17 protein-coding genes are annotated in these 20,709 nt (G+C 42.0%); 8 read left to right on the top strand and 9 right to left on the bottom strand.

Going from position 1 to position 20,709, the window contains the following annotated elements:
• Position 1: 1 nt before the first annotated feature.
• The 8 genes from F0361_RS11165 (at position 2) to F0361_RS11130 (ending at position 8,524) form a co-directional block, all read left to right on the top strand.
• Complete coding sequence (locus tag F0361_RS11165) at positions 2–415, top strand: general secretion pathway protein GspG (protein WP_154918695.1); 414 nt, start codon at positions 2–4, stop codon at positions 413–415.
• Entirely contained in the window at positions 412–897 is a 486-nt protein-coding gene (locus F0361_RS11160) for a hypothetical protein (protein WP_154918694.1), read from the top strand. Before F0361_RS11165 ends, F0361_RS11160 begins: the two co-directional genes overlap by 4 nt.
• A 1-nt stretch (position 898) precedes the next feature.
• A complete protein-coding gene (locus tag F0361_RS11155; protein ID WP_154918693.1) occupies positions 899–2,311 on the top strand; it encodes a GspE/PulE family protein in 1,413 nt (470 codons plus the stop codon).
• 25 nt (positions 2,312–2,336) lie between these two features.
• Positions 2,337–4,508: a type II secretion system protein GspD gene (locus F0361_RS11150; protein WP_154918692.1), complete on the top strand. Its 2,172-nt coding sequence runs from the start codon at positions 2,337–2,339 to the stop codon at positions 4,506–4,508.
• Between the two features lie 14 nt (positions 4,509–4,522).
• Entirely contained in the window at positions 4,523–5,716 is a 1,194-nt protein-coding gene (locus F0361_RS11145; RefSeq protein WP_154918691.1) for a hypothetical protein, read from the top strand.
• Positions 5,703–6,215 (top strand): hypothetical protein, encoded by a 513-nt coding sequence (locus F0361_RS11140; RefSeq protein ID WP_154918690.1) that lies wholly within the window; start codon positions 5,703–5,705, stop codon positions 6,213–6,215. Before F0361_RS11145 ends, F0361_RS11140 begins: the two co-directional genes overlap by 14 nt.
• A gap of 385 nt (positions 6,216–6,600) precedes the next feature.
• Positions 6,601–7,512, top strand: a complete 912-nt coding sequence (locus F0361_RS11135; protein ID WP_154918689.1) for a hypothetical protein — start codon at positions 6,601–6,603, stop codon at positions 7,510–7,512.
• Between the two features lie 157 nt (positions 7,513–7,669).
• Positions 7,670–8,524, top strand: coding sequence for a hypothetical protein (locus tag F0361_RS11130; RefSeq protein WP_154918688.1), 855 nt, complete (start codon positions 7,670–7,672; stop codon positions 8,522–8,524).
• 8 nt (positions 8,525–8,532) lie between these two features.
• Here F0361_RS11130 and F0361_RS11125 read toward each other — a convergent pair whose 3' ends face one another.
• The 9 genes from F0361_RS11125 to F0361_RS11085 form a co-directional block, all read right to left on the bottom strand.
• On the bottom strand, positions 8,533–10,152 hold the full coding sequence (locus F0361_RS11125; RefSeq protein WP_154918687.1) for a glucosamine inositolphosphorylceramide transferase family protein: 1,620 nt from the start codon (positions 10,150–10,152) through the stop codon (positions 8,533–8,535).
• 80 nt (positions 10,153–10,232) lie between these two features.
• Positions 10,233–12,548 (bottom strand): GumC family protein, encoded by a 2,316-nt coding sequence (locus F0361_RS11120; protein WP_154918686.1) that lies wholly within the window; start codon positions 12,546–12,548, stop codon positions 10,233–10,235.
• Positions 12,549–12,713: 165 nt separating this feature from the next.
• A complete protein-coding gene (gene wecB, locus F0361_RS11115; RefSeq protein WP_154918685.1) occupies positions 12,714–13,811 on the bottom strand; it encodes a non-hydrolyzing UDP-N-acetylglucosamine 2-epimerase in 1,098 nt (365 codons plus the stop codon).
• A gap of 32 nt (positions 13,812–13,843) precedes the next feature.
• Positions 13,844–14,737, bottom strand: coding sequence for a polysaccharide deacetylase family protein (locus tag F0361_RS11110; protein WP_154918684.1), 894 nt, complete (start codon positions 14,735–14,737; stop codon positions 13,844–13,846).
• Positions 14,738–15,745: a GNAT family N-acetyltransferase gene (locus tag F0361_RS11105; RefSeq protein WP_154918683.1), complete on the bottom strand. Its 1,008-nt coding sequence runs from the start codon at positions 15,743–15,745 to the stop codon at positions 14,738–14,740.
• Between the two features lie 27 nt (positions 15,746–15,772).
• Positions 15,773–16,750: a GNAT family N-acetyltransferase gene (locus tag F0361_RS11100; RefSeq protein WP_154918682.1), complete on the bottom strand. Its 978-nt coding sequence runs from the start codon at positions 16,748–16,750 to the stop codon at positions 15,773–15,775.
• A complete protein-coding gene (locus F0361_RS11095; RefSeq protein ID WP_246160873.1) occupies positions 16,747–17,469 on the bottom strand; it encodes a WecB/TagA/CpsF family glycosyltransferase in 723 nt (240 codons plus the stop codon). The genes F0361_RS11100 and F0361_RS11095 overlap by 4 nt, the downstream gene beginning before the upstream one ends.
• Entirely contained in the window at positions 17,456–19,300 is a 1,845-nt protein-coding gene (gene asnB, locus F0361_RS11090; protein ID WP_154918681.1) for an asparagine synthase (glutamine-hydrolyzing), read from the bottom strand. Before asnB ends, F0361_RS11095 begins: the two co-directional genes overlap by 14 nt.
• Positions 19,301–19,507: 207 nt before the next feature.
• Entirely contained in the window at positions 19,508–20,680 is a 1,173-nt protein-coding gene (locus F0361_RS11085) for a hypothetical protein (RefSeq protein ID WP_154918680.1), read from the bottom strand.
• Positions 20,681–20,709 lie beyond the last annotated feature (29 nt).

The raw sequence follows: 20,709 nt of genomic DNA, 5'->3' as shown, positions 1-20,709 counted from the left end.
CATGAAAAACCTGCAAATAAAACGAAAAATTCCCGCGCTGAACCTTCAAGAAACCTTAATAGTTCTGGCAATTATAGGGATTCTCTTGTTGTTGGCCCTGCCCAATCTCATGCCCTTGATTACGAAGGCAAAAAGTATTGAGGCCCAGACCCAGCTAAAGGCTATCTATAATGCCCAGACCACACACAATTACATGTATAGTAAATACTCGACAGACTTAAACGAAATCGATTTTATTGCCCCCAAGACCGTCAAGGAAAATGGCACGGCCAACTACCGTTATGAAATTCTGGAAGCGGACAACAGTACCTTTCGTGCCAGGGCGGAGGCTGTAACGGATTTTGACGGTGATGGTGTTTTAAACGTTTGGGAAATAGATCAGGAAGGGAATCCAAAACAAATTGTAAAGGATTGATTTTTCTTCTAAAAATAGCATTAATACTGGGTCTTGCCCTAATATTCCTTCAGGACCTTAGGAACAGGGAAGTTTGGTGGTTCCTTTTTCCCTTAGTTGCGTTTTTGATGGGTGGCATCCACCTACTATCCTCCGATTTTGAGGTTACCCTTTCACATTTTTTGATTAATAGTATTGTCATTACGATCATAGTGGCAGTACTTGGCCTATACACACGCTTTATACACAGAAAGACCTTTTTAAATGTGAGCTTTGGTCTAGGGGACTTGCTTTTCTTCTATGCCTTTGCGCTAGGATTCCCAACGGTCACGTTCATTATATTGTTCGTGGCTTCCATTTTGGTAGCCCTACTTTGGTCCCTCGTTTATTTAAATAGAAACTCCAAAGGCACTATTCCTTTAGCTGGACTGATGAGCAGCTTTTTGATCTTGGTGTATGCTTCCAGTTTTTTTATGTCAACCACTACCCTTTTTATAATCTAAAATGATACAGGAAAGTTCCCAAATACCGATACAATTGCTTCAGCGGATAACTTCCGAACAGGCCTTTCATTACCGTATAGTGCCCCATCGTACTACGGAAAAGGGATTAATTCTAAAAACGGACAGTAACCGAATGGAGGAGCTACTCTCCGAATTAAATATCATTTTGGGCACCACGGTACATTTGGAACAATGTCAAACGGATGAGCTCCAGCGTTTGTTGACCTCCAACTATCGAAAATCACAACCCACTTCCTCGGGAGTATTACATTACTCCGAGGATTTTTTGGAAAAGATTCTGTTGGATGCGAAGCATATGGGAAGTAGCGATATCCATTTTGAACCTTATGAAAACCGATGTAGGGTGCGTTTTCGACTGGATGGTAAACTCATTGAACAGTTTACAATTCCATTGGACAAATACCCTACGATGGTGAATAAGGTAAAAATCAAGGCCGATTTGGATATTTCGGAAAAAAGACTACCTCAGGATGGCAGGATTTCAATACAAACGAATGGCAGTGAATTCGATATTCGGGTTTCAACCCTGCCCGTACTTCATGGCGAAAAATTGGTGCTCCGGATTCTTAGCAAGGATACCACGATTATTGATTTGGACCGATTGGGTTTTTCTGCGGATGAATTGCGCTTATACAGAGAGGGTCTGAAACGTCCCAGTGGTATCATCTTGATTTCAGGGCCTACGGGATCGGGGAAAACGACAACCTTATACGCCACTTTAAAGGAACTGAACAAGACGGAGGACAACATTCTAACCTTGGAAGATCCTATTGAATACACCCTGGATGGAATCAATCAAGTACAACTCAAGGAAAATATTGGTTTGGACTTTGTCCGAACCCTTAAGACCTTTCTCCGCCAAGATCCTAATATCATCATGGTCGGTGAGATTCGGGATGCCGAAACCGCCAATATTGCCATCCGTGCCGCCCAAACGGGGCATTTGGTGCTATCTACCATCCACACCAATTCGGCCTGGGGAACCATTTCCCGACTTATCGATATGGGGGTACCTTCCTTTTTGATTTCCAGTACCTTGAACATGAGCCTAGCCCAACGCTTGGTGCGAAGGCTTTGCCCTAATTGTAAAGAAAAACAAGCCATTGACACCGCCCAATTCCCAACAGGTTTTGAAATTCCCAAAGATTTGAAAGACCATTACGTTGCCCAAGGTTGTAATGAATGCCATCATACAGGGTATCAAGGAAGGGAAGCGGTCTATGAAATAGTACCGATCACTAAAAACTTACAGGCCAGCATCCGTGAAAACCGTCTGGAAATTGACGACCTGCTACAAACCATGGAATGGTCCACATTAAGCGATAATGCCATTCAACTCATTAGAAAGGGGATTACCTCCGTGGACGAAGCCTTTCCATTGCTAACCTCCTAATACATATTAGGACTTAACCAACACCATGAAACACCTACTCTATATATTTCTTCTCTTATGCTGTCTGCGGATTTCCGCTCAGGAATCCCGGCGCATCGAACAGATAAAAAACCAACTGGAAGTACTTGCCATCGATAATTCGGAACTTAAGGAAAACCTGAAACTGGAGTTTAACGTGAGCAATGTCACCTTACCCAATTTTTTACTGGCTGTTTCCAAGGTGCATGGTTTGAACCTTTCCATTGCCCCGGATATTTCGAATATCAATCTTGTCAACAATTTTTCCAATGTAACGGTAAGCGACCTTTTGGTCTATCTCTGCAAGGAATACCAGTTGGATATCGAGTTTACGGGAAACATTATGGCCATTAAACGCTATACACCTACCAGAGAACCTCCTTCTGAAAAGGAAATAGTGGCAGCCTACCAGCCTAACAACGACCTTTTGACCCTAGATCTTCAAAACGACCCCTTGGACAAGGCCTTTCGTAAAATCATGGATGTTTCGGGAAAGAACCTGTTGTTCGCCACGGGAATGGAAAAGATTAATTTAACCCTATATCTCTCCAATGTTCCGTTTGATCTTGCTATGGAAAAATTGGCTACGACCAATCAATTAGAATATACCAAATCCAAGGATGGATTCTATTTGTTCGATTCGTTTCAGTCCGTCGGTCAAGGCCCCGCTACCAAAAAGCGTTTGATTACTAACAATCTGGGATATCAGGTATTGGATACGCTACGCCAACGATTGGATGTCGATTTCAAGAATACCTCCATAGCCCAAATATTGGAGGGCCTTAAACAAGATTTACGCCTGAATATCTACACGGCCAGTCCCTTGGAGCAAGCGGGATTGGTTACCTTTAATGCTAGGGACATTCACTTGGATGATCTGTTCGACCACATCTTCACCGGTCAGGTTTCATCGCCTACAGCCGAAACCCCTGATGCACAAAATGGGGCCAATCGTACTATTCGAAATAATATCCCTGCGCCCACCAACACGGGTGGAGCTGTTCATTTTACCTATAAGAAAATGGACGGAATCTACTTTTTCGGTACCTCGGACCAATTGAGCCTTCGCAGGGTGGAAGTGGTACAGATGATGCACCGTTCGGTCGAACTTTTGGGAAATCCATCGCAAGTACGAAGTACACGGGCATCGGGTAGAACGCAAGAAGGAAATATCAACTTTTTCGGGGCAAACGGAGGCACCTCCGGAGGTATTCAAGCAGGAGGGTTTGGTAATCAGCGAAACCTAGATACCCGTAGCGACGATGGTTTTGGTAATTATCAGGACGGCGCAGAGGCCATCGTTAGTATCATTCCGGACGAAATCAAGGACGATTTAGATATTAGGGTTGATTATGAACTCAACAGCTTCTTTATCAGCGGACCCGCCTCGAACATCAACCGATTCAAATCCTTTATCAAGGAAATCGACAAACCTGTACCTGTGGTTTTGATCGAGGTAATGATCTTGGAAGTCCGTAAATCGGCCACCGTTGAGACGGGTATTAGCTGGGGGATTGGCGATGGTCCGGTAGACACCCAAGGCAAATTGTTCCCCAGTGCGGATGTCACCATGGGGGCCAATACGGTCAATAAGATTATAGGCGGCTTCGATGGTTTCGGATCCTTTAATATGGGAAAGGTCATCCCCGAGTTTTTTGCGAATATCAAGGCCATGGAGGAAAATGGTAATCTCAAAATTCGGTCTTCCCCTAAGCTTTCTACCCTGAATGGGCATCGGGCCAATCTTTCCATTGGGGAGACGACCTATTACGTTGTGACCAACCAAAGTTTCTTTGGCTCACAGATACCTACCTCCTCCGAAATCCGAAATTATGTACCTATAGACGCCGAATTGGCCATTGGCATCAAGCCTTTGGTATCGGGCGATGGACAGGTGACCTTGGATATCAATGTAATCCAATCCGATTTCAGTGGAGAACGTATTGAGGAAGATGCACCTCCGGGACTAACCTCTCGGGAATTCAGTTCGATTATCCGTATGCAGAACCAAGATCTGGCCATTTTGGGCGGATTGGAGGAAAAGGTCAAGAACGATTCTGGCAACGGGGTGCCGTTATTGGCACGGGTTCCGGTCATCAAGTGGTTGTTCAGTCAACGCAGACGTGAGGATACCAAACAAAAATTGACCATTTTAATTAAACCAACGGTCATTTACTAGTGCTACAAAAGTTATTGACATATCTGAAGGAGGGTCACACCTATGAGGGTCTCGAAATTCTCGAAGAAGAAGGTCGGGAGGTCTATTTGGCACTTAGGGTTGTCAATAAAAAGGGGAACCTTCTTATTGAAAATAGCCAACGATTTGAATCTTTAGAGAAGATGTCCAAGGAAATTGATAGAAAGGCCCCGGTCTTTGCCTGTATCAATACCCCAGCCGTTTTGACCAAACGTTTGGAGAAATCGGGCGAAAGCTCACCTGCCTCTTTGGTAAATCAGGCGTTTCCAAACTTGGACCATACTGATTTTTATTACCAAATTTTGGAACAGGAATCCATTTCTATGGTCAGTATTGCCCGTAAACAAACCGTGGAATCACTTTTAAAGAGATTACAGGATAAAGGAATCCGGACTTTTTCAATTTCCTTGGGGCTTTCTACCGTCCGTTCTATAATACCTCATTTGAAAGAATCCCACGTTCAAACGGCCAAATGGCAGTTAGAGTTACAGAACGGTCAACTGCAGGGTTGTAGTCAGGAAACAATCAATTATTCCAAAGTTCATGAAGTAAACGGGCTCTCTCTCTCCTCGAATGATATCCTATCCTTCTCCCACATATTAGGGTACTTGGGGAGGACTGTTCCTTCAAACAATTTTACCGGATTGCTACAATCATTAGGCAACCAATACCAAAACCAACGATTGTTTCAAACGGGCATTCGGTTTGCCCTAGGTTTTTTCATCGTGTTGTTATTGGGAAACTTTCTGATTTATCAGCATTACTTTGGTAAAGTTGAAGAATTGAACTCCAGTTTGGAAGCCAATGGGTCTCGAAAAGGTGCCTTACAGGAACTGAGGCTTTCCGTTGAAAGCAAAAGGGAACGGGTGGAGATGTTGCAAAAATCCTCGAGTTCCAATGCCACCGCCTACTTGGATGCGCTCGCGATATCCCTTCCAAATAGTATCCTGTTGGAAGGTATGACCTATCGCCCTTTGGAAAAAACGGTTCAAAAAGACAAGCCAATTTTATTGGAAGATTCCAGTCTCGTTGTATCGGGAATATCGAAAGATAGCGAAGAGTTTTCGCAATGGCTGGAGAAACTGGAAGAACAAGAATGGATAGCTAACGTGGAAACCTTGGATTTCGACTATGCTTCCTCGGATGCCTCCCAGTTCACTTTAAAAATAAACATCGATGGCCTTAGATAAACGAAATAAAGCATTGTTAGTAGGTATTTTGCTTTTGTTGGTAGCTAGTTATTATTTGGCCATTGACAAGACTTTTGCCGTGCGAAAACAATACCAAGTTTTGAACAAGGAAGTCGGACAGTTTTCCAACCTACCCCAAAAGTTAGGGATGCTAGAGCAGCAGAAAGTGTATTATGATTCCATTTTGACCTCGATGGATATGAAGGACACCTCCTTCCAAAACAATCTGTTAAAGGTTCTAAACCAAGAAGCGGAAAAACAACAGGTACAGGTCATGGATTTTAATCGGCCCCATACGTTTGTCGAAGGGGATACCCGATACGATACCTATCAATTTGTACTAAAAGGAAACTTCAACCAAATGTTGCGTGTGCTCCATGCTTTGGAACAAAATGGAAATTATGGCGAGCTATCACATGTAAATTTTGAGAAGAAAAAGGATTATCGATCGCAAAAAGAGTATTTGGAGGCCACCGTTTTTTTAATGGGCATAAAATGAGAAAGATATGAAATGCTAGTTTTTTTTCAGTTCTGAGGTTCAACATTATTTGAATATCCAATATTGCAAATACTGTATAATGCAAATTCTTTAATCACAGAAACACTACAGTAGCTTATATTTGCATTGGGAAATATCCCTAAATTTATTTTAAATTTCACAACGAGCAGGTTCTTTTACAAGGTTGATATACCAAGATTAATAGGAAATCGGTCATGTATTTAGGTTAAATTTTCGAACAAATGCCGAACAAAAAGAATTTTATTTTACATTAATCATTTGATTATCAACAATTTAATTAAAATAAAATGATAGACAGAACGTTTATCATACCATGGAGGAATAATACTAACGCCAGTTAACCAATCAAGAATTTTTTCGGGTGATGAAAATGATTAGGCAATTCCTGATATTAGTAGCAATAGCTTTAGGAATTACTTTCTTTGTTTTCTCACCAAACAATACTAAAGGAGGGAAATCCAAAAAATTTGCATCCGAAGAAATAGCTCCGGTGGCCCAATATCAGAACCCTGCTCCCACGTTACTTTTTAAATCCGGATTTGAAGGCGTTTCGCTAAGTGCACCACAGGAAGGTTACCAGTATTTGACAGGAAAAGACACCGAAACGGGATTTTCCTGGCCGCTATTTATTTTGGGTTCCGACTTTAGTGGCATTCATCGGGTAAATGACGATAATGGTAAAGCGATTTCAAATCGCTTGGAAAGGGCTCAAGGGCCAAACGGAGCTATTACCACCACGCTGTATCAGGAAGTATCCTATGACGTTCAGGTGACACAGACCCCGTATCAAATAAATCATATACAACAGAATCCCAAGGAATTGTACATAAGCTACTGGATGAAAACGGACACCGTATCGCTGTTGGGAAATGATGAATGGCGTGCGCTTTGGGAATATAAGACAAAGAACTATGCGGAAAACAACGGTTTTAGAATGATCGCCTACATGGCAAAGGACATTCAGGGAAAACCCTTATGGTTGTTTCAGGGCGACAGAAATCCGCAAATGCCTGTTTGGCAAGTTGAAAACTATAAAATTCCCTTGATTATGGGCAAATGGTTCAAGCTGGAATTTTTTCTGCGTTGGAGCAATGATTCCAACGGATACGCTTCCATGAAGGTCAACGACCAACTTATTGGGGAACATTATGGTCCAACGACCTATAACGCTGACCCCATGGATTTTATAATGCTCACCCAGGTTTACGGAAATTCGCACCCCATGTACCAATGGGTGGACGACCTGCAAATTTGGGATGGCGTCCCTACCCCCTAATCCCTAATATAAATTGCGAGTCAGGCTAAAAGGTCATTTGACGGATATATAGGCAATCAAAAAGAAACGATTGATTTTAGGTTGTTGATATTATTTATATTTGAAAAAAATTGTTACGCTCCGATGTCGTTGATGTTGGAGTATTCTATAGCCCATTATGAAAACATTAGTGCCATATATTTTGGCCTTGCTACTGGTCGCCTCCTGCAATAAGGATGGAGGTACCGATTCACTTCCATCCACACCGCAATTATTGTTCCGTTCCGGTTTTGAGGCGAATACCTATGTGGATGAAGTAAAGGAGGGTTATCAAGTCATAAGGGGCAAGGATGATGAAACAGGATTTACCTGGCCTATCAATATCCTGGGATCGAATTTTGCCGGTATCCATAGAATTGAGGATGATGGTGGTCCTGCCATTCAGAACTTTATGGATACTGTGGTAGGTGTAGACGGTAACCAGACCACTACCCTCTTTCAACGTGTCAATTATGACATTGGTGTAACCCAAACACCGTATCAAATAAATAATGTTCTGGAAAATCCAACAGAACTTTACATGAGCTATTGGATGAAAATCGATGATACCTCATTAAATGGTCCCGATAATTGGCGCGCCATTTGGGAGTATAAGACAAAAAAATACAATACAAGCAGCACAGATGGTTTCCGTATGATCGCGTTTATCACCACGGATGACAACGGAACAGCCCACTGGCTGTTTCAAGGGGATACAAATCCAGCTGAACCAATATGGCAAGAAAGGAACTATCAAGTGCCCATACCTAGGGAAGAATGGTTCAAAGTGGAGTACTATTTAAAATGGAGCGAAGATTCAGATGGTTATGCTTCCATGCGGGTGAACGGAAACTTGGTAGCGGAGCATTACGGTGCTACTACCAACAGAGGCGACAATTTGGATTTTATCATACTTACCCAAGTTTATGGAAATACCCACCCAATGCATCAGTGGATAGACGATGTTGAGATTTGGAGCGGATTGCCCCAATAATCATTGCCTTAGGATTTCATTTTTAATGAATTACGGTAGGCTGCATCAAAAACAAAGGCTTTTTTGGTTTGATGTAGATGGTGCATGGCCATAAGGCCTTTGTCAAAAGTTGGATGGTAAACTGCCGTCACCGCTTCTTCATATTCCTCTAAGCTCAACTTTTTGATTTGATTGATATTCAGTGCCCTACCATAAATCCCATCCTCATTTCTTTGTGAAGGTCTAAAGGGTACATTGCCCTTTTTGAAAATACCACCCCCGTTGCGCGCTACACGGGCATCAATAATTACCGGGTTTTGGCGATGGGGAACCAACTCCTTCAGATGTAGTGAATCTACCCGATAGATGAATAGTTCACTGTTCATGGGTGACGCCCCGTCCGCCTGTTTATTAATGAAGAGCCACCGTTGATTGTCGGCATCTTTGTAAAAAAGTGGGTCGGCCACAAGTTCCCCTTCAAAAGCGGTGCTGTATAGTTCCCAAGAAATGGGAAAATCGACAGCCCTGTAAAGCTCCAACCTTTTATTCGCCGAGGTTTCCGGCATCAAAAAAATATCCTCTCCTTCCCTGAATATAAAAGGAAAGGAAAGGTGATAATCCATTACCATTACATCTTTGATGTGCTTCAAGGTATTGTCTTCCAAAATTCCACACGAAATTTTTCCTCTTTTTGTATGATAGGAATAGTTTTCAAAAAACACATAATCCCTCCCTTCGTGTTCAAATAGAAAGGGATCGGCCCAGAATTCGTCCTTGGGCATTGGGACCGACTTAAATTTGTCCAACGAAGCGGTTTCAAAATCGCCATAACCTAAAAAAAGTGACCATTTTTCCGGCCGTATTCCAAAAAAAGCATTCCCCAATTTCTCTAATGCCTTGGCCCCTAATCCATAATAAAATCTACCCATATACCTAAAAACATCCGAAAATCCTGGATATTTCATATTTGGAAGTTGGGAATCGGGTTTTAAGGAAATAGTCCGATTGTCATCAGACAGGGCATTTAATTCCTTCAACACCATGGAAACGGCACCCTCTGTTACCGTTCTAGATGTTTCGGACATGGACCATGCCCGGTTAAAATAGCACGTACTTCGTATGTTACAACGATCTTGGTTGTTGTCCGCAATGGTACATAAAGTTGCCCCGATACCCGAATCGCCCTCCAAAACCTCCCAAAACCCGATGGGACCGCGTCTATTTTGTTCGGCATCGGAAAATAGTATATTCCATACGCCGTTTTTGGATGCATCAATATCTTCTTCCGATAGCAAAACATCGGTTAGGTTTACGATAACCTCAAAATCAGGGTTTTTAGGACCATCTTTCCTTAAGGAGGCTACATTGATGGTTGTAATAGAAGGATAGGTACTTTTTAAAAAATCCGATGTAACCGATATTGGTTGCATGGTGTTCAAGAGTTTTTTTTCGAAAACCAAATGAAGATTTAAAAGCGTTCCGGCGAGCGAATTTATAGTGGAATTTGGTGCGGTTTCTCGTTTGAAAGCTTGGTCCAAGTAAAGAAACACCGTTTCAAAGTTTTGGTTTTCCACGACACTCTTGACAAATCGCTGCTGCCAATTGTACATTGGTGCATCTGTAGAATAAACGAATCCAACTTTTTTCACCAAAGTTCCTTATTTAAAAAAGGGTTATATCTGCCTAGGCAAACTCCTTGAATTACACCTATCACTGTTGAAGAAGGCAATTAGCCATTATAGCCATACGCATAGCCATAATTGTACTTCCTATGCTTGAGGTTACCCACGGCGTTCACTACATAGGCCATATTTTTTAGCTTTTTGTTTTTGTGCAATTCCTTTGAAAATTGCAATAGGTTTTTGTCCGTCATACCTGAACGCAACACAAATAAGGTGACATCTGCAAGGTCCGAAATAAGGAAGGTATCCGTAACCAACATTGTAGGTGCGGTATCCATTACAACATAATCGTAACTTCTTTTGGCTTCCTCTAAAAATTCAGCAAAACGCTTATTGGAAAGTAGCGCAGGGGCACTTTCTGGAATAAACCCACTTAGGTAAACGTGGTGATTAAAGTTTTTCTTAAAACCGAATTGGATACCATCCTGAAAATCAAACCAAGCATTTTTTAAATAATCCGAAAGCCCAGGTGAATTCCTATCCAAATCCATATAACTGTGCAACTTTGGATTGCGGAGATCCGCCCCAACCAATAGAACCCTTTTTCCCAAACTGGCATAGGCCAACGATAAGTTAAGGGCGGTCATGGTCTTACCTTCTTCCTTGATCGCGGAAGTCACAAAAACGACTTTTCCACCTTCCTTTTTGGGGACTAGGTAATCTGTATTGGTGCTTAAGATTCGGTACGATTCCGCCAATGCAGAGCCCTCTTGGAATCCGTGCATATTCTTTTTGTACTTAAAAAAGGGAATCTCTATCAATGTGGGTATCTCCGGATTGATTTTTTCGATTTCCTCCCTACCTTGGACTTTGGTATCCATGGAAGATTTGAAAAATATGAAGGTAAAGGGCAAAATGAAACCCAATAGCAGTGAAACTGGATACACCAACACTTTTTTGGGCCAAACGGGTTTAAGTCCACTAACACTGTAGTCGATTACTTTGATCGATGAGGCGGGTGCCGCATAGTCAATGGCCGCTTCCTCCCGCTTTCGCAAGAGCAATAAATAAAGGTTTTCCTTGATATTCTGCTGTCTTTCAATAGATCGAAGAATTCGCTCCTGTTCCGGTATTTGTGAAAATTCAGAACCGGCCCTACTCTTTTCCTCATTGTAGGTGCGCAAGGAAGTTCTCATCTGTGCCTCGTAAACCCCAACTGTCTTAAGGATGTTATCCCTGGCAAAATCCAATCGCTCCGAAAGGTTTTTGAGGTTCGGGTGGTCCTTGCCTACGGAAAGCATTAATTTTTGGCGTTCCCTGGCCAACTCGTTATAATCCTGGACCATAGTGTTCAAAGCCTGGTTCGCTAGACCTATATCCGCCGCCAAAAGGCCGTAGGCCTCATCTGAGTACAACGACTTCTTTAAAATGCCAATCAAAGATAGTTGTGTTTCTAATCGTAATACCTCACTCTCACTAATCGTCCTCTTACTCAAGCTCGCGTTGGCATCGGCCTGTATATAGGAAAGGTCTTCCAATTTCTTAAAGTCCTCCTTGCTCAATTCGATGGAATCCAATTCCGTGGACAAATCCTTGAATCGTTGGTCAATAAGGGATAATGTGTGTTGGGCCACAAGTTGTTTGTCCTCCAAACTGTTGCTATCGAATTTGTAAACGATGGCATCCAAAATTGCTTCTGTACGTTGCGTACTGTTGCCTTTCATGGAAAGTGTTATTACATCGCTTTGTTTTTCAGATGTTCCAATTTTCAATGCCTCTGACAATAACATGGTGGCCTGTCTTTTTGAACGTAGCACTGCTCGGTATACAATATCTTTATGGCTATTTACATGGTCAATATCTCCCAAAATGATCCGAAAGGGCAATTTAAATTCCCGGTCACGTTCTTCCTCATAAGAAACAAGGTAGAAGTTACCATCGGAATCCGTAATATTGAATCCTGCGGATGTCATTTCTATTTCGTAGATCAATGGATTGGAGATTTCCTCATCATCCATAAGCTTTTGCAAAACGAAAGGAGCCGTCCAAATTTGGGAAAACACCAAGTTGTTGGACTGGTAATAATCAATATCCAGTCCCAATTCGTCCACAACCTCACCTAAAAGTCGGTAAGATCTTAAAACCTCTATATGGTTTTCCAGGTTCAACCCAAGGTTTGGGTTGTTTACGACCCTATCATTGGGTATGATTTTGGGTTCCTTGGCATCATCCAAAATTTTGATCTTGGCCTCTGTATAAAAGGTCTTAGGTGCATATTTACTATAGTAGTGCCCCAGCACTAAAAAAATGGCACAACTAACCAAGAACCATGGCCAAAACCGAGTGTATTTCAAAAGTATGTCTTGGATGGAAACGGTTTCGTCCTCCTCCTTAAAATCTAAGATATATGGCCTTTCACTCATAATGTACGTGCAATCTTTTAGATACACTTAATGAAAAAACAGAACTCCAATAAACGCTGCATACCTCTATTTTAGGATACTGTTTGATTATATTGAACCGCAGAATTTTAGTAATTTTTTGCAGGCTTCAACGGACGAAGCTACGGATAATTGCCTGCCGTCTAATTATAATTCGTTCAATCCCAATATATTTTCGATAATACGGGGGGCCGTGGCGCCATCCCAAAGCGGTGGAATACTACCCACCTTCCAATTCCCGGATAGCAATTTTTCCATGGCGGGCCTAATGGCCTTTGGATCAGTACCCAAAAGTTCGTTGGTTCCAATGGTAATCGTTTCAGGTCGTTCCGTATTGTCCCTAAGGGTCATACAAGGAATACCCATCACGGTGGTTTCCTCGGTAATACCACCGGAATCCGTAACAACGGCCATGGCGCGTTCTACCAGGTAATTGAATTCCAAATATCCCATAGGTTCCACCAAATGAAGGCGTTTGTCAGCAATTTTAAGTCTTTCCAAAACTTTCGCCGTTCTAGGATGTACGGGAAATACCAAATCATAGGGTGCAGAATGCAGAATGATCTCATCGATGAGGGTCTTCAAATTCGCTTCCTCGTCTACATTGGCCGGTCTATGTAAGGTCATGACCATGTAACTTTTATCCTGCAATCCAAGCTCGTCCCAAAAAGCCGGTTTTCTAAAACGGGGGCGCTGCTTTAAAAGCGTATCGATCATTGTATTACCTACATAGAAAATTGTTTCAGGATTTGCCCCACTTGCCAAAAGGTTTTGGTTCGCCAATTCTGAAGTGGTAAAATAGTAATTGGTGATGGCATCGGTCAAAAGCCTGTTGATTTCCTCGGGCATACTCCAATCATTTGATCGTATTCCGGCCTCTACATGGGCCACTTTTGTATGGAGTTTTTGGGCTACTATTGCACAGGCCATGGTAGAGGTGACATCGCCTACAACCAAGACCAAATTCGCGGGGTTTTCCAAGAGTTCCTTTTCAAACTTGAGCATGATCGCTGCCGTCTGTTCCGCTTGCGTACCTCCACCAGCAGCAAGGTTTACGTGGGGTTCCGGAATTTGAAGTTGCTCAAAAAAACTACCGGACATTTTCTCGTCATAGTGTTGACCGGTGTGAATCAGCCTATAATCAATTTTTATGCCTTTGTCCTGGGCCTCCTTCAATGCGTGAATAATTGGTGCAATTTTCATGAAGTTGGGTCTTGCACCTGCAATAATGGTTATTTTTTTCATCTTCAAATTTCTTCGGTTGGATATAGTCTTTTTTAGGCCCTTGTTGACAAAAGGGAGACGCACTCTTGTTCCGCCGCTTCCAATTCCACAGTGGCTACCTTGGCCCAATCTATTTGCCTTATCGCGGTATCCAGGTCCACAAATTCAAAGTCCTGGATCCATCGCTCCAATTTTGACTTGCAATTTTTAAGGCCGACATACGACTTGAATTTTCTGAATGGAGAAAGACCCTGTAGAATGGGCTGTCCATGATCAAAATCCCTTGGGTGGAAATAGGTCATTATGTAATCCGAATTTTTACTGAATTGCTTGATAAACGGATATGGAAATAACCTAAAATATCCTCCACCCGAAAAGATAAGTTGCCGACCCATTACAGGGTGCGTATTAATAGGGAATTCCTTTAGCTCCACACCGTTGTATCTAAGTAGGGAAGGTTTACTTGTCCCGTATTCGGATAGTCCACCATGACCTCTCTTGGCAGCAAACACGGAGGAATCGACCGTGATACCCAATTCATATAAAACCTCAAATGCCCACTTATTGCTTTCAGTAATGGAAAAACCGGGAGCCCTGAATGCGCGGACTTTTTTCCCGGTACAATCCTCCAGAGTCTTTATGGATTTTTCTACGTCCTTTTTAAAAGTCTTTCTATCCTGTTCGTAGGCCAATTGATGTAAATGGGTATGACTACCAATTTCATATCCCTTTGAGGCAATTTCACGCACCACCTCAGGGAATTTTTCTGCTATCCAACCCACAACAAAAAATGTTGCGCTCAGGTTTCCCGTATGTAATATATCATGGATGGTTTCCATATTTTGATGGATCCGCGTTTCAAAATTGGCCCATTCCTTAGGGGTTTTTGTATACGGATTGTCCAAAATATGATACCACTCTTCAATGTCAAAAGTCAGAATATTCATCTAGTAAACGTATTTTGAAATATAGTGCCCAAAAAATACCGAAGATTTTAAAGGCTGTAATTTCCAGATTTTTGTTAGAAATGTCATTTCCTTCAGAGATGCTCCCACAGGCTCCGAATAATTATAATAAATGGGAAGCTCCAAGGGGTTCCACTGTTTTTTAAACCGATGGTTGTTGCTCTCTTTCGTAGACCTACCAAAAGAGAAGTAGTCATACTTTCCGATGGAGTTTTTCATCATTTCCCAACAGATCAGGGCATGTAGATTGTGTTTGTCATAGGCACAATCCGTGGCAGACCAGCAGATTTCATTAAAATTCAGGTAGGACAAGGAAAATCCGGCAGCAATCACTTTGTCACCCTCGTTAATTACGGTAATGCCCGCCTCACCAAATTGATAGTATTCCAAGAGGTTTTTGTAAAAAATCTTACCTATGGTAGGAGACCCAAATTTCAACATCTTTTTACTGTACAAATCATAAAAATCATCCAACAGTTCCAAGCCGCCTACCCTGACCGAAAAATCCAGATTTGAGGCCTTCCGAAGCTTTTGGCGCAGTTTGGATTTGAAGGTCATTATCTGTTCCTTGACCGTAGGTTGTAGTGGTACGACACAGCTGATTTTTTTATCGAATACCTCCCCCGTCAATTTTTCAAAAGATCGAACCTCGAACTTTTTGGTAGGGAGCATCTCGGATACTTTATACTTCCTTTTAACAGTATGTTTTAAGAATGGGCCTCCATAGGAAAAATGGGGCATTGAAACCAATTTCCTCCCTATTTGAACGGTTGGAAAAAGCCCTATCACCTCACCATGTTCCTTTACTGCATAGTTAAAGGACTTATACCCAAAGCTTTTCTCCAATATTTCGCCCAAGGATGGGTTATGCGCAATGGTTACCATTTGGTGTTCCTTTTCATGTTCCAAAAAGGAATTCCAAACGTTTGTATCCTGGCACAACTCCAAAACAGCACGTTGATGAACTGTATCATTAGGGTTATTGGTCATTTTATTTTTTTTGGTTTCCATTCGCTGTCAATACACATATTTGGAGATGTATTTCCCAAAAAGAACGGATGTTTTAAATGGCTGGAGCTTCCAGAGCTTCGTTAAAAACGTGAATTCCTTAATTGACTTTCCTACGGAATGGGAGTGGTTAAAAAAGAGTGGCAATTCTATGGGGTTCCATTGTTTTTTAAATCTATGGTTGGTACTATTGACCGTGGACCTTCCCATGGAAAAATAACAGTAACCATTTGCAATGGAGTCCTTAATGATATTCCAGTATAACAAAGAGTTTACATTATACTTGTCATACTTTTTGTCTGAACTTACCCAGCATAGTTCATTAAAATCCTTATAACATAGCGTTAGTCCGGCAGCCGCAACATTCCCATTGGAATATATTGCGGAAATTTGGGCCTTGCCATGTTCATAATCCGACAAGAGGTTCCTAAAAAAATCCTTCCCCAATGGAGGCGAACCTTTTTGGAACATTCTTTTTGAATATATTTTATAGAAATCGTCCAGCAGCTCCAAGCCTCCATGCTTCGTTTGAAAATTTCTCTTTCTCGCTTGTCGTATCTTTCTTCGGGCCGATGAGGATATGTTCATAAACTGTTCTTCCGGACAATTCTTGAGTTTTACCTTGGACAAGATCTTATTGGCATAAAAATTATCCGTCACTTTCTGTAGCCCCCTTACTTCAAAACTGGTTTCGTTCAAAAGGTTGGAAACTTCCAGATTTTCCTTGGACTTGGAACAAAAAATAGGACCACCATATGAAAAATGGGGCATGGATACCAGTTTTTTACCCACCTTTACAGCGGGAAGGACACCAATGATCTGGTCATCCTTCATGATAAACATATTCTCTTCCTTGTAACCAAAGGTCTTGGCTAAAATGCGTCCCAAGGAAGGGTTGTGGGCAATGGTAACAAGCTGTCGTTCCTTCTCCTCCTCGAGGAAACCGTTCCAAGCTTTAAAATCGGATGCTTTTGCGAGATGTATCATAGCCTGTTCAATATTAAATTCATAAAAAAGGGCAATACCCTAATATCTCTCATTACACGCTTCTTGGGTTCTTTCATGGTCCTGTAAACACCCTCGAGGCCATTTTTGATCCACCATTCCGGTGCCCTGTGAACTTTGCCGGTAAAAACATCAAAACTTCCGCCTAGTCCTTGATAGACGGCAGCATGTAGCTTCGCCATCTCTTCCATCAAAAGCTCCTGTCTGGGGCTGCCCATGGCCACAAAGACCACATCGGGGCGTTTTAAAGCAATCTCTTCCAATAGGTCTTCCTTTTCTTTTTGATCTTTTAGAAAACCGTTACGGTATCCCACTAGGTTCATATTGGGATACCGTGTCTTTAAAAGCTCCACCGTTTTGTTGATAACCGTATCTTCCCCACCCATGAGAAAAAAACTCTTGCTGTCATGGTATTTGGCCACAATATCCAACCAGAGCTCGCACCCAGGAATCTTTTGCGCCTTTTTATGTCCCTTCCTGTTGAGGGCCCAAACGGCCCCTACGCCATCTGGATAGCCAACGTTTCTGTTGATAATTTCTTTTGAAAGTTCCGTGGCATGATGGATTTTTTCCGCATTTACGGCTACCAGGATATTCTTGTTCTCGAATACGTAGTCCAGTAGTTCCTCGCGCGAATTGGGAACGGCGGTCTTGACCCCGTTCAACATTTCCCAAACCATATTTTTTTTAGTTAGTGTCATTAGATTCGAACCAATAATAGATGCTCAGTAATAGAAAAATTTGTTTCTCCTTGTTATATCCCGATGCGTGATCGTGTAGAATTTTAGTTACGGAGGATAGGTTGAATACCTTTGAAAAGGCCGAAGAGGAATCTAACAATAACCTTTTTAAAGTTTCCATTTCTTCCCTGAACCACCTATTGGTAGGGGATTGAAAACCTTTCTTCTTTCTGTTGATTATCTTTTTTGGCAATAATTTTTCAGCATAGGCCTTGTGTATCAATTTTCCTTCACGGTAATTGACCTTTCGTTCCAAAGGAAGTGATTCCATAAAACGCACCAATTCCAGATCCAGCATGGGAACCCTACATTCCAAGGCAAAGTTCATCGTTATTTTATCCGTATAGTTCAAAAGGTCGTCTGAGAGGTTGAGACGGGTATCCAGGGCCATCATTTTTTCGGTCGGATGGTTACGGGATTTACAGTCCAATGTAGCATAAAAATGACCGATCAATTCTTTACTGAGATTGTCTTCTTTACCAAGTAATGCCTGTATCTCCTCTTTGTCAAAAATTTCATATACCGAAAGGAACCGCTCCATTTCATTGGCAATTTCCATGGTCTTGGCCCCACGGATCAATTGATCGTTCTTGGTTCCCAAAAGTTGAAATGTGGGTTTCAATACGGACCTTATCGGGGATGGCAAATGTTCCCTGATAATTTCCGAACGGTATCGGGTATATCCCCCTAAAGGTTCATCGGCACCTTGACCTGTCAATACAACCTTTACATGCCCCGCAGCCAACTTGGCCAAGTAATACATGGGTATCATGGAAGTCGTTGCCAAGGGTTCTTCCACAATACGGGAACACTCCTTTATCAAGCCGAGAAAATCATGAAACGAAATCTTCTCCACGTGATGTTCAAGGCCCAAAAGTTCAGCAGTTTCCTTGGCATCGGCTATTTCGTCCTCTTCGAACTCCCCTTCAAAACCGATGGTAAACGCCTTCAATTTTCCGGTATAGTGCTTTTTTGCAAGTGCCGCGATCATGGCGCTGTCTATGCCGCCACTCAATAATACCCCAACTTCAACATCTGATAACAATTGTCTTTTTACGGATGCTTCCACAATATCTCCGTAGGCATCCACCAATTCCTTTTTACCGCCTTTTATGGTTTTGGGCAATTGGGAAGCATAAAAATGGGATTCATGGGTGATTTTGGCATCGGAAATATCCCAAATAATACTATGACCGGAAGGGACTTTTTGAACATTTTTAAAAAGTGTCCTAGGAGCGGCATTGTATCGCAATCTCAACAAACTGGCCAGTGCCTGTCCATCAAATTCATTCTCATTCAGGAGTGCCTGAATCGGTCTAATTTCAGATGAAAAAACAAGTCCGTTCTCACTATGGGAATAATACAAAGGTTTTACACCAAAAGGATCCCGAGCTAAAATCATTCGCTTCTTCGCCTTATCCGCAAAGGCAAAGGCAAATATTCCATTAAGGTCAGCAATGCCTTGCTGACCAAAATTGATTAGATAATACAACAGGGTTTCACTATCTGAATGTCCCTTAAATTCCAAATTCTTGGGTAACCGTTGTCTTAATTCTTGATGATTGTAGATCTCACCGTTAAAAATGAGGACATAATTTCCGCATGGGGATACCATGGGCTGATGCCCCGCGGGACTCAAATCGACTATGGATAACCTGCGATGTCCAAAATGAACATCGTGTTCGCCTATTTGGAACCTTTCAATACCAAAATCATCCGGCCCCCTATGCGCAATCAAATCGAGGATATCCTCCGAAAAGGGTATGTTTACCGATCCTAAAATTCCGCACATATAGCTAGTTTGTTAGTGTTTTCATGCAAAGGTTACCAAGGACAAAGAAAATTCATCGTAACGGCAATAACATAAAAACACGATTAAACACCATAAGCGATGGACAAAATGAAGTTGGACAAAAAATCACGGTTCCAAAGCCCGGAATGCCGCTAGACGAACGACCCTTATTCACCACAAAATGAACACCATCGAGACTGGAAAGCTTTATTCTTGAAAAAGATGGAATGTCGATAGCGCATATAAATAGGGCATTTTGGCCCAACGTAAGGTGTTCTTGTTTTTTCGGAAATTGAACATATCAATGACCGAATAAATAGCATCCCCTTTACAAAATTTCAAGTCTATGGAAGCTGCCAATTTTTTGGCAAAATCAAGATCTCGCAGTAACACGGCCAAATGTAAAAACTCCGCGTTATCGTACAGATCGTATTTTATAATGGAGGGTTTATTGCTAAGGCTAAACCTTTTGAAAAGTCCGTCCTTGGATGCGTAAAAATGAAGCTTTAAATAATCATAGCCCATGTTTGTGGTTCTCTCAGCTTCCCTTAACGGTACAATTTGATGGGTTTTATCGATATTCTTGAGCACGAAACAGCTATGGAAACAATCTATAAAGGAATCTTCATCATCGGGCGAATACAACCATGAACCATCACTACGTTGCCTTTTTTGAATAAAGTTGTACAACTTGCCAATTTTTTCCTTGATAGCATCTTCTTTATCGGGGAAATAGCCTAAAAAAATAGCATAGGCGTACATGGTGTAGGAAACCGAATTGGTGACCAGTCTGTCCTTGGACGGGCCGTAGGAGGTGGCCATTTCGGTATCATTTTCATAAAGGACCTTTATGTCGTTTTCATAAAAATCAAATATGCTTTTTATGTGGCGGATATAGCTCGTATCCTTGGTTATTTGCACATAGGTATGTATCGCTTCCAGGGCATAGGGGGTGTGGGTACTGAACGGCGTGTTCTCATTGTAGTCCAATCCCTCGCCGGCGGCCCATTTAAAGCCTAATCCCCAACAGAGACCGGCATAGCCTTTACAGGTGTTCTCAAGTAGCCAGTCCAAATGCAATTTGGCTACCTGTATGTATGATTCCTTATGTTCAATTTTATAGAGATTCAAAAGGGTAAGTGCCGCCATCGCCCTTGCGGTTGGGTACTCCCTTCTTTTGTATCCGAGCCGGGTATTGTTGTTTAGGAAATGGTCAAATAGTGTTAAAGCGGCTGCGGGAAGTATTCCCAAATACTTGTTTTTATTGAACAGGGACTTTACCTGTATGCCCAAATCGGTCATCCATATATCATACGGGTCGTAACATGACAGGTCATTGGTTTGACAACATTTCAAAATACATTCCCTATCTACAGCCATTGATAAACTATTGGTTGGTACCGATTAAA

Origin of the sequence: Maribacter flavus, assembly GCF_008386635.1 — a bacterium.
In the GTDB taxonomy this organism is placed as follows: Bacteria; Bacteroidota; Bacteroidia; order Flavobacteriales; family Flavobacteriaceae; genus Maribacter; species Maribacter flavus.
The sequence above is the reverse complement of the archived record's forward strand: the minus strand, read 5'-3'. Positions and strand labels throughout refer to the sequence as shown.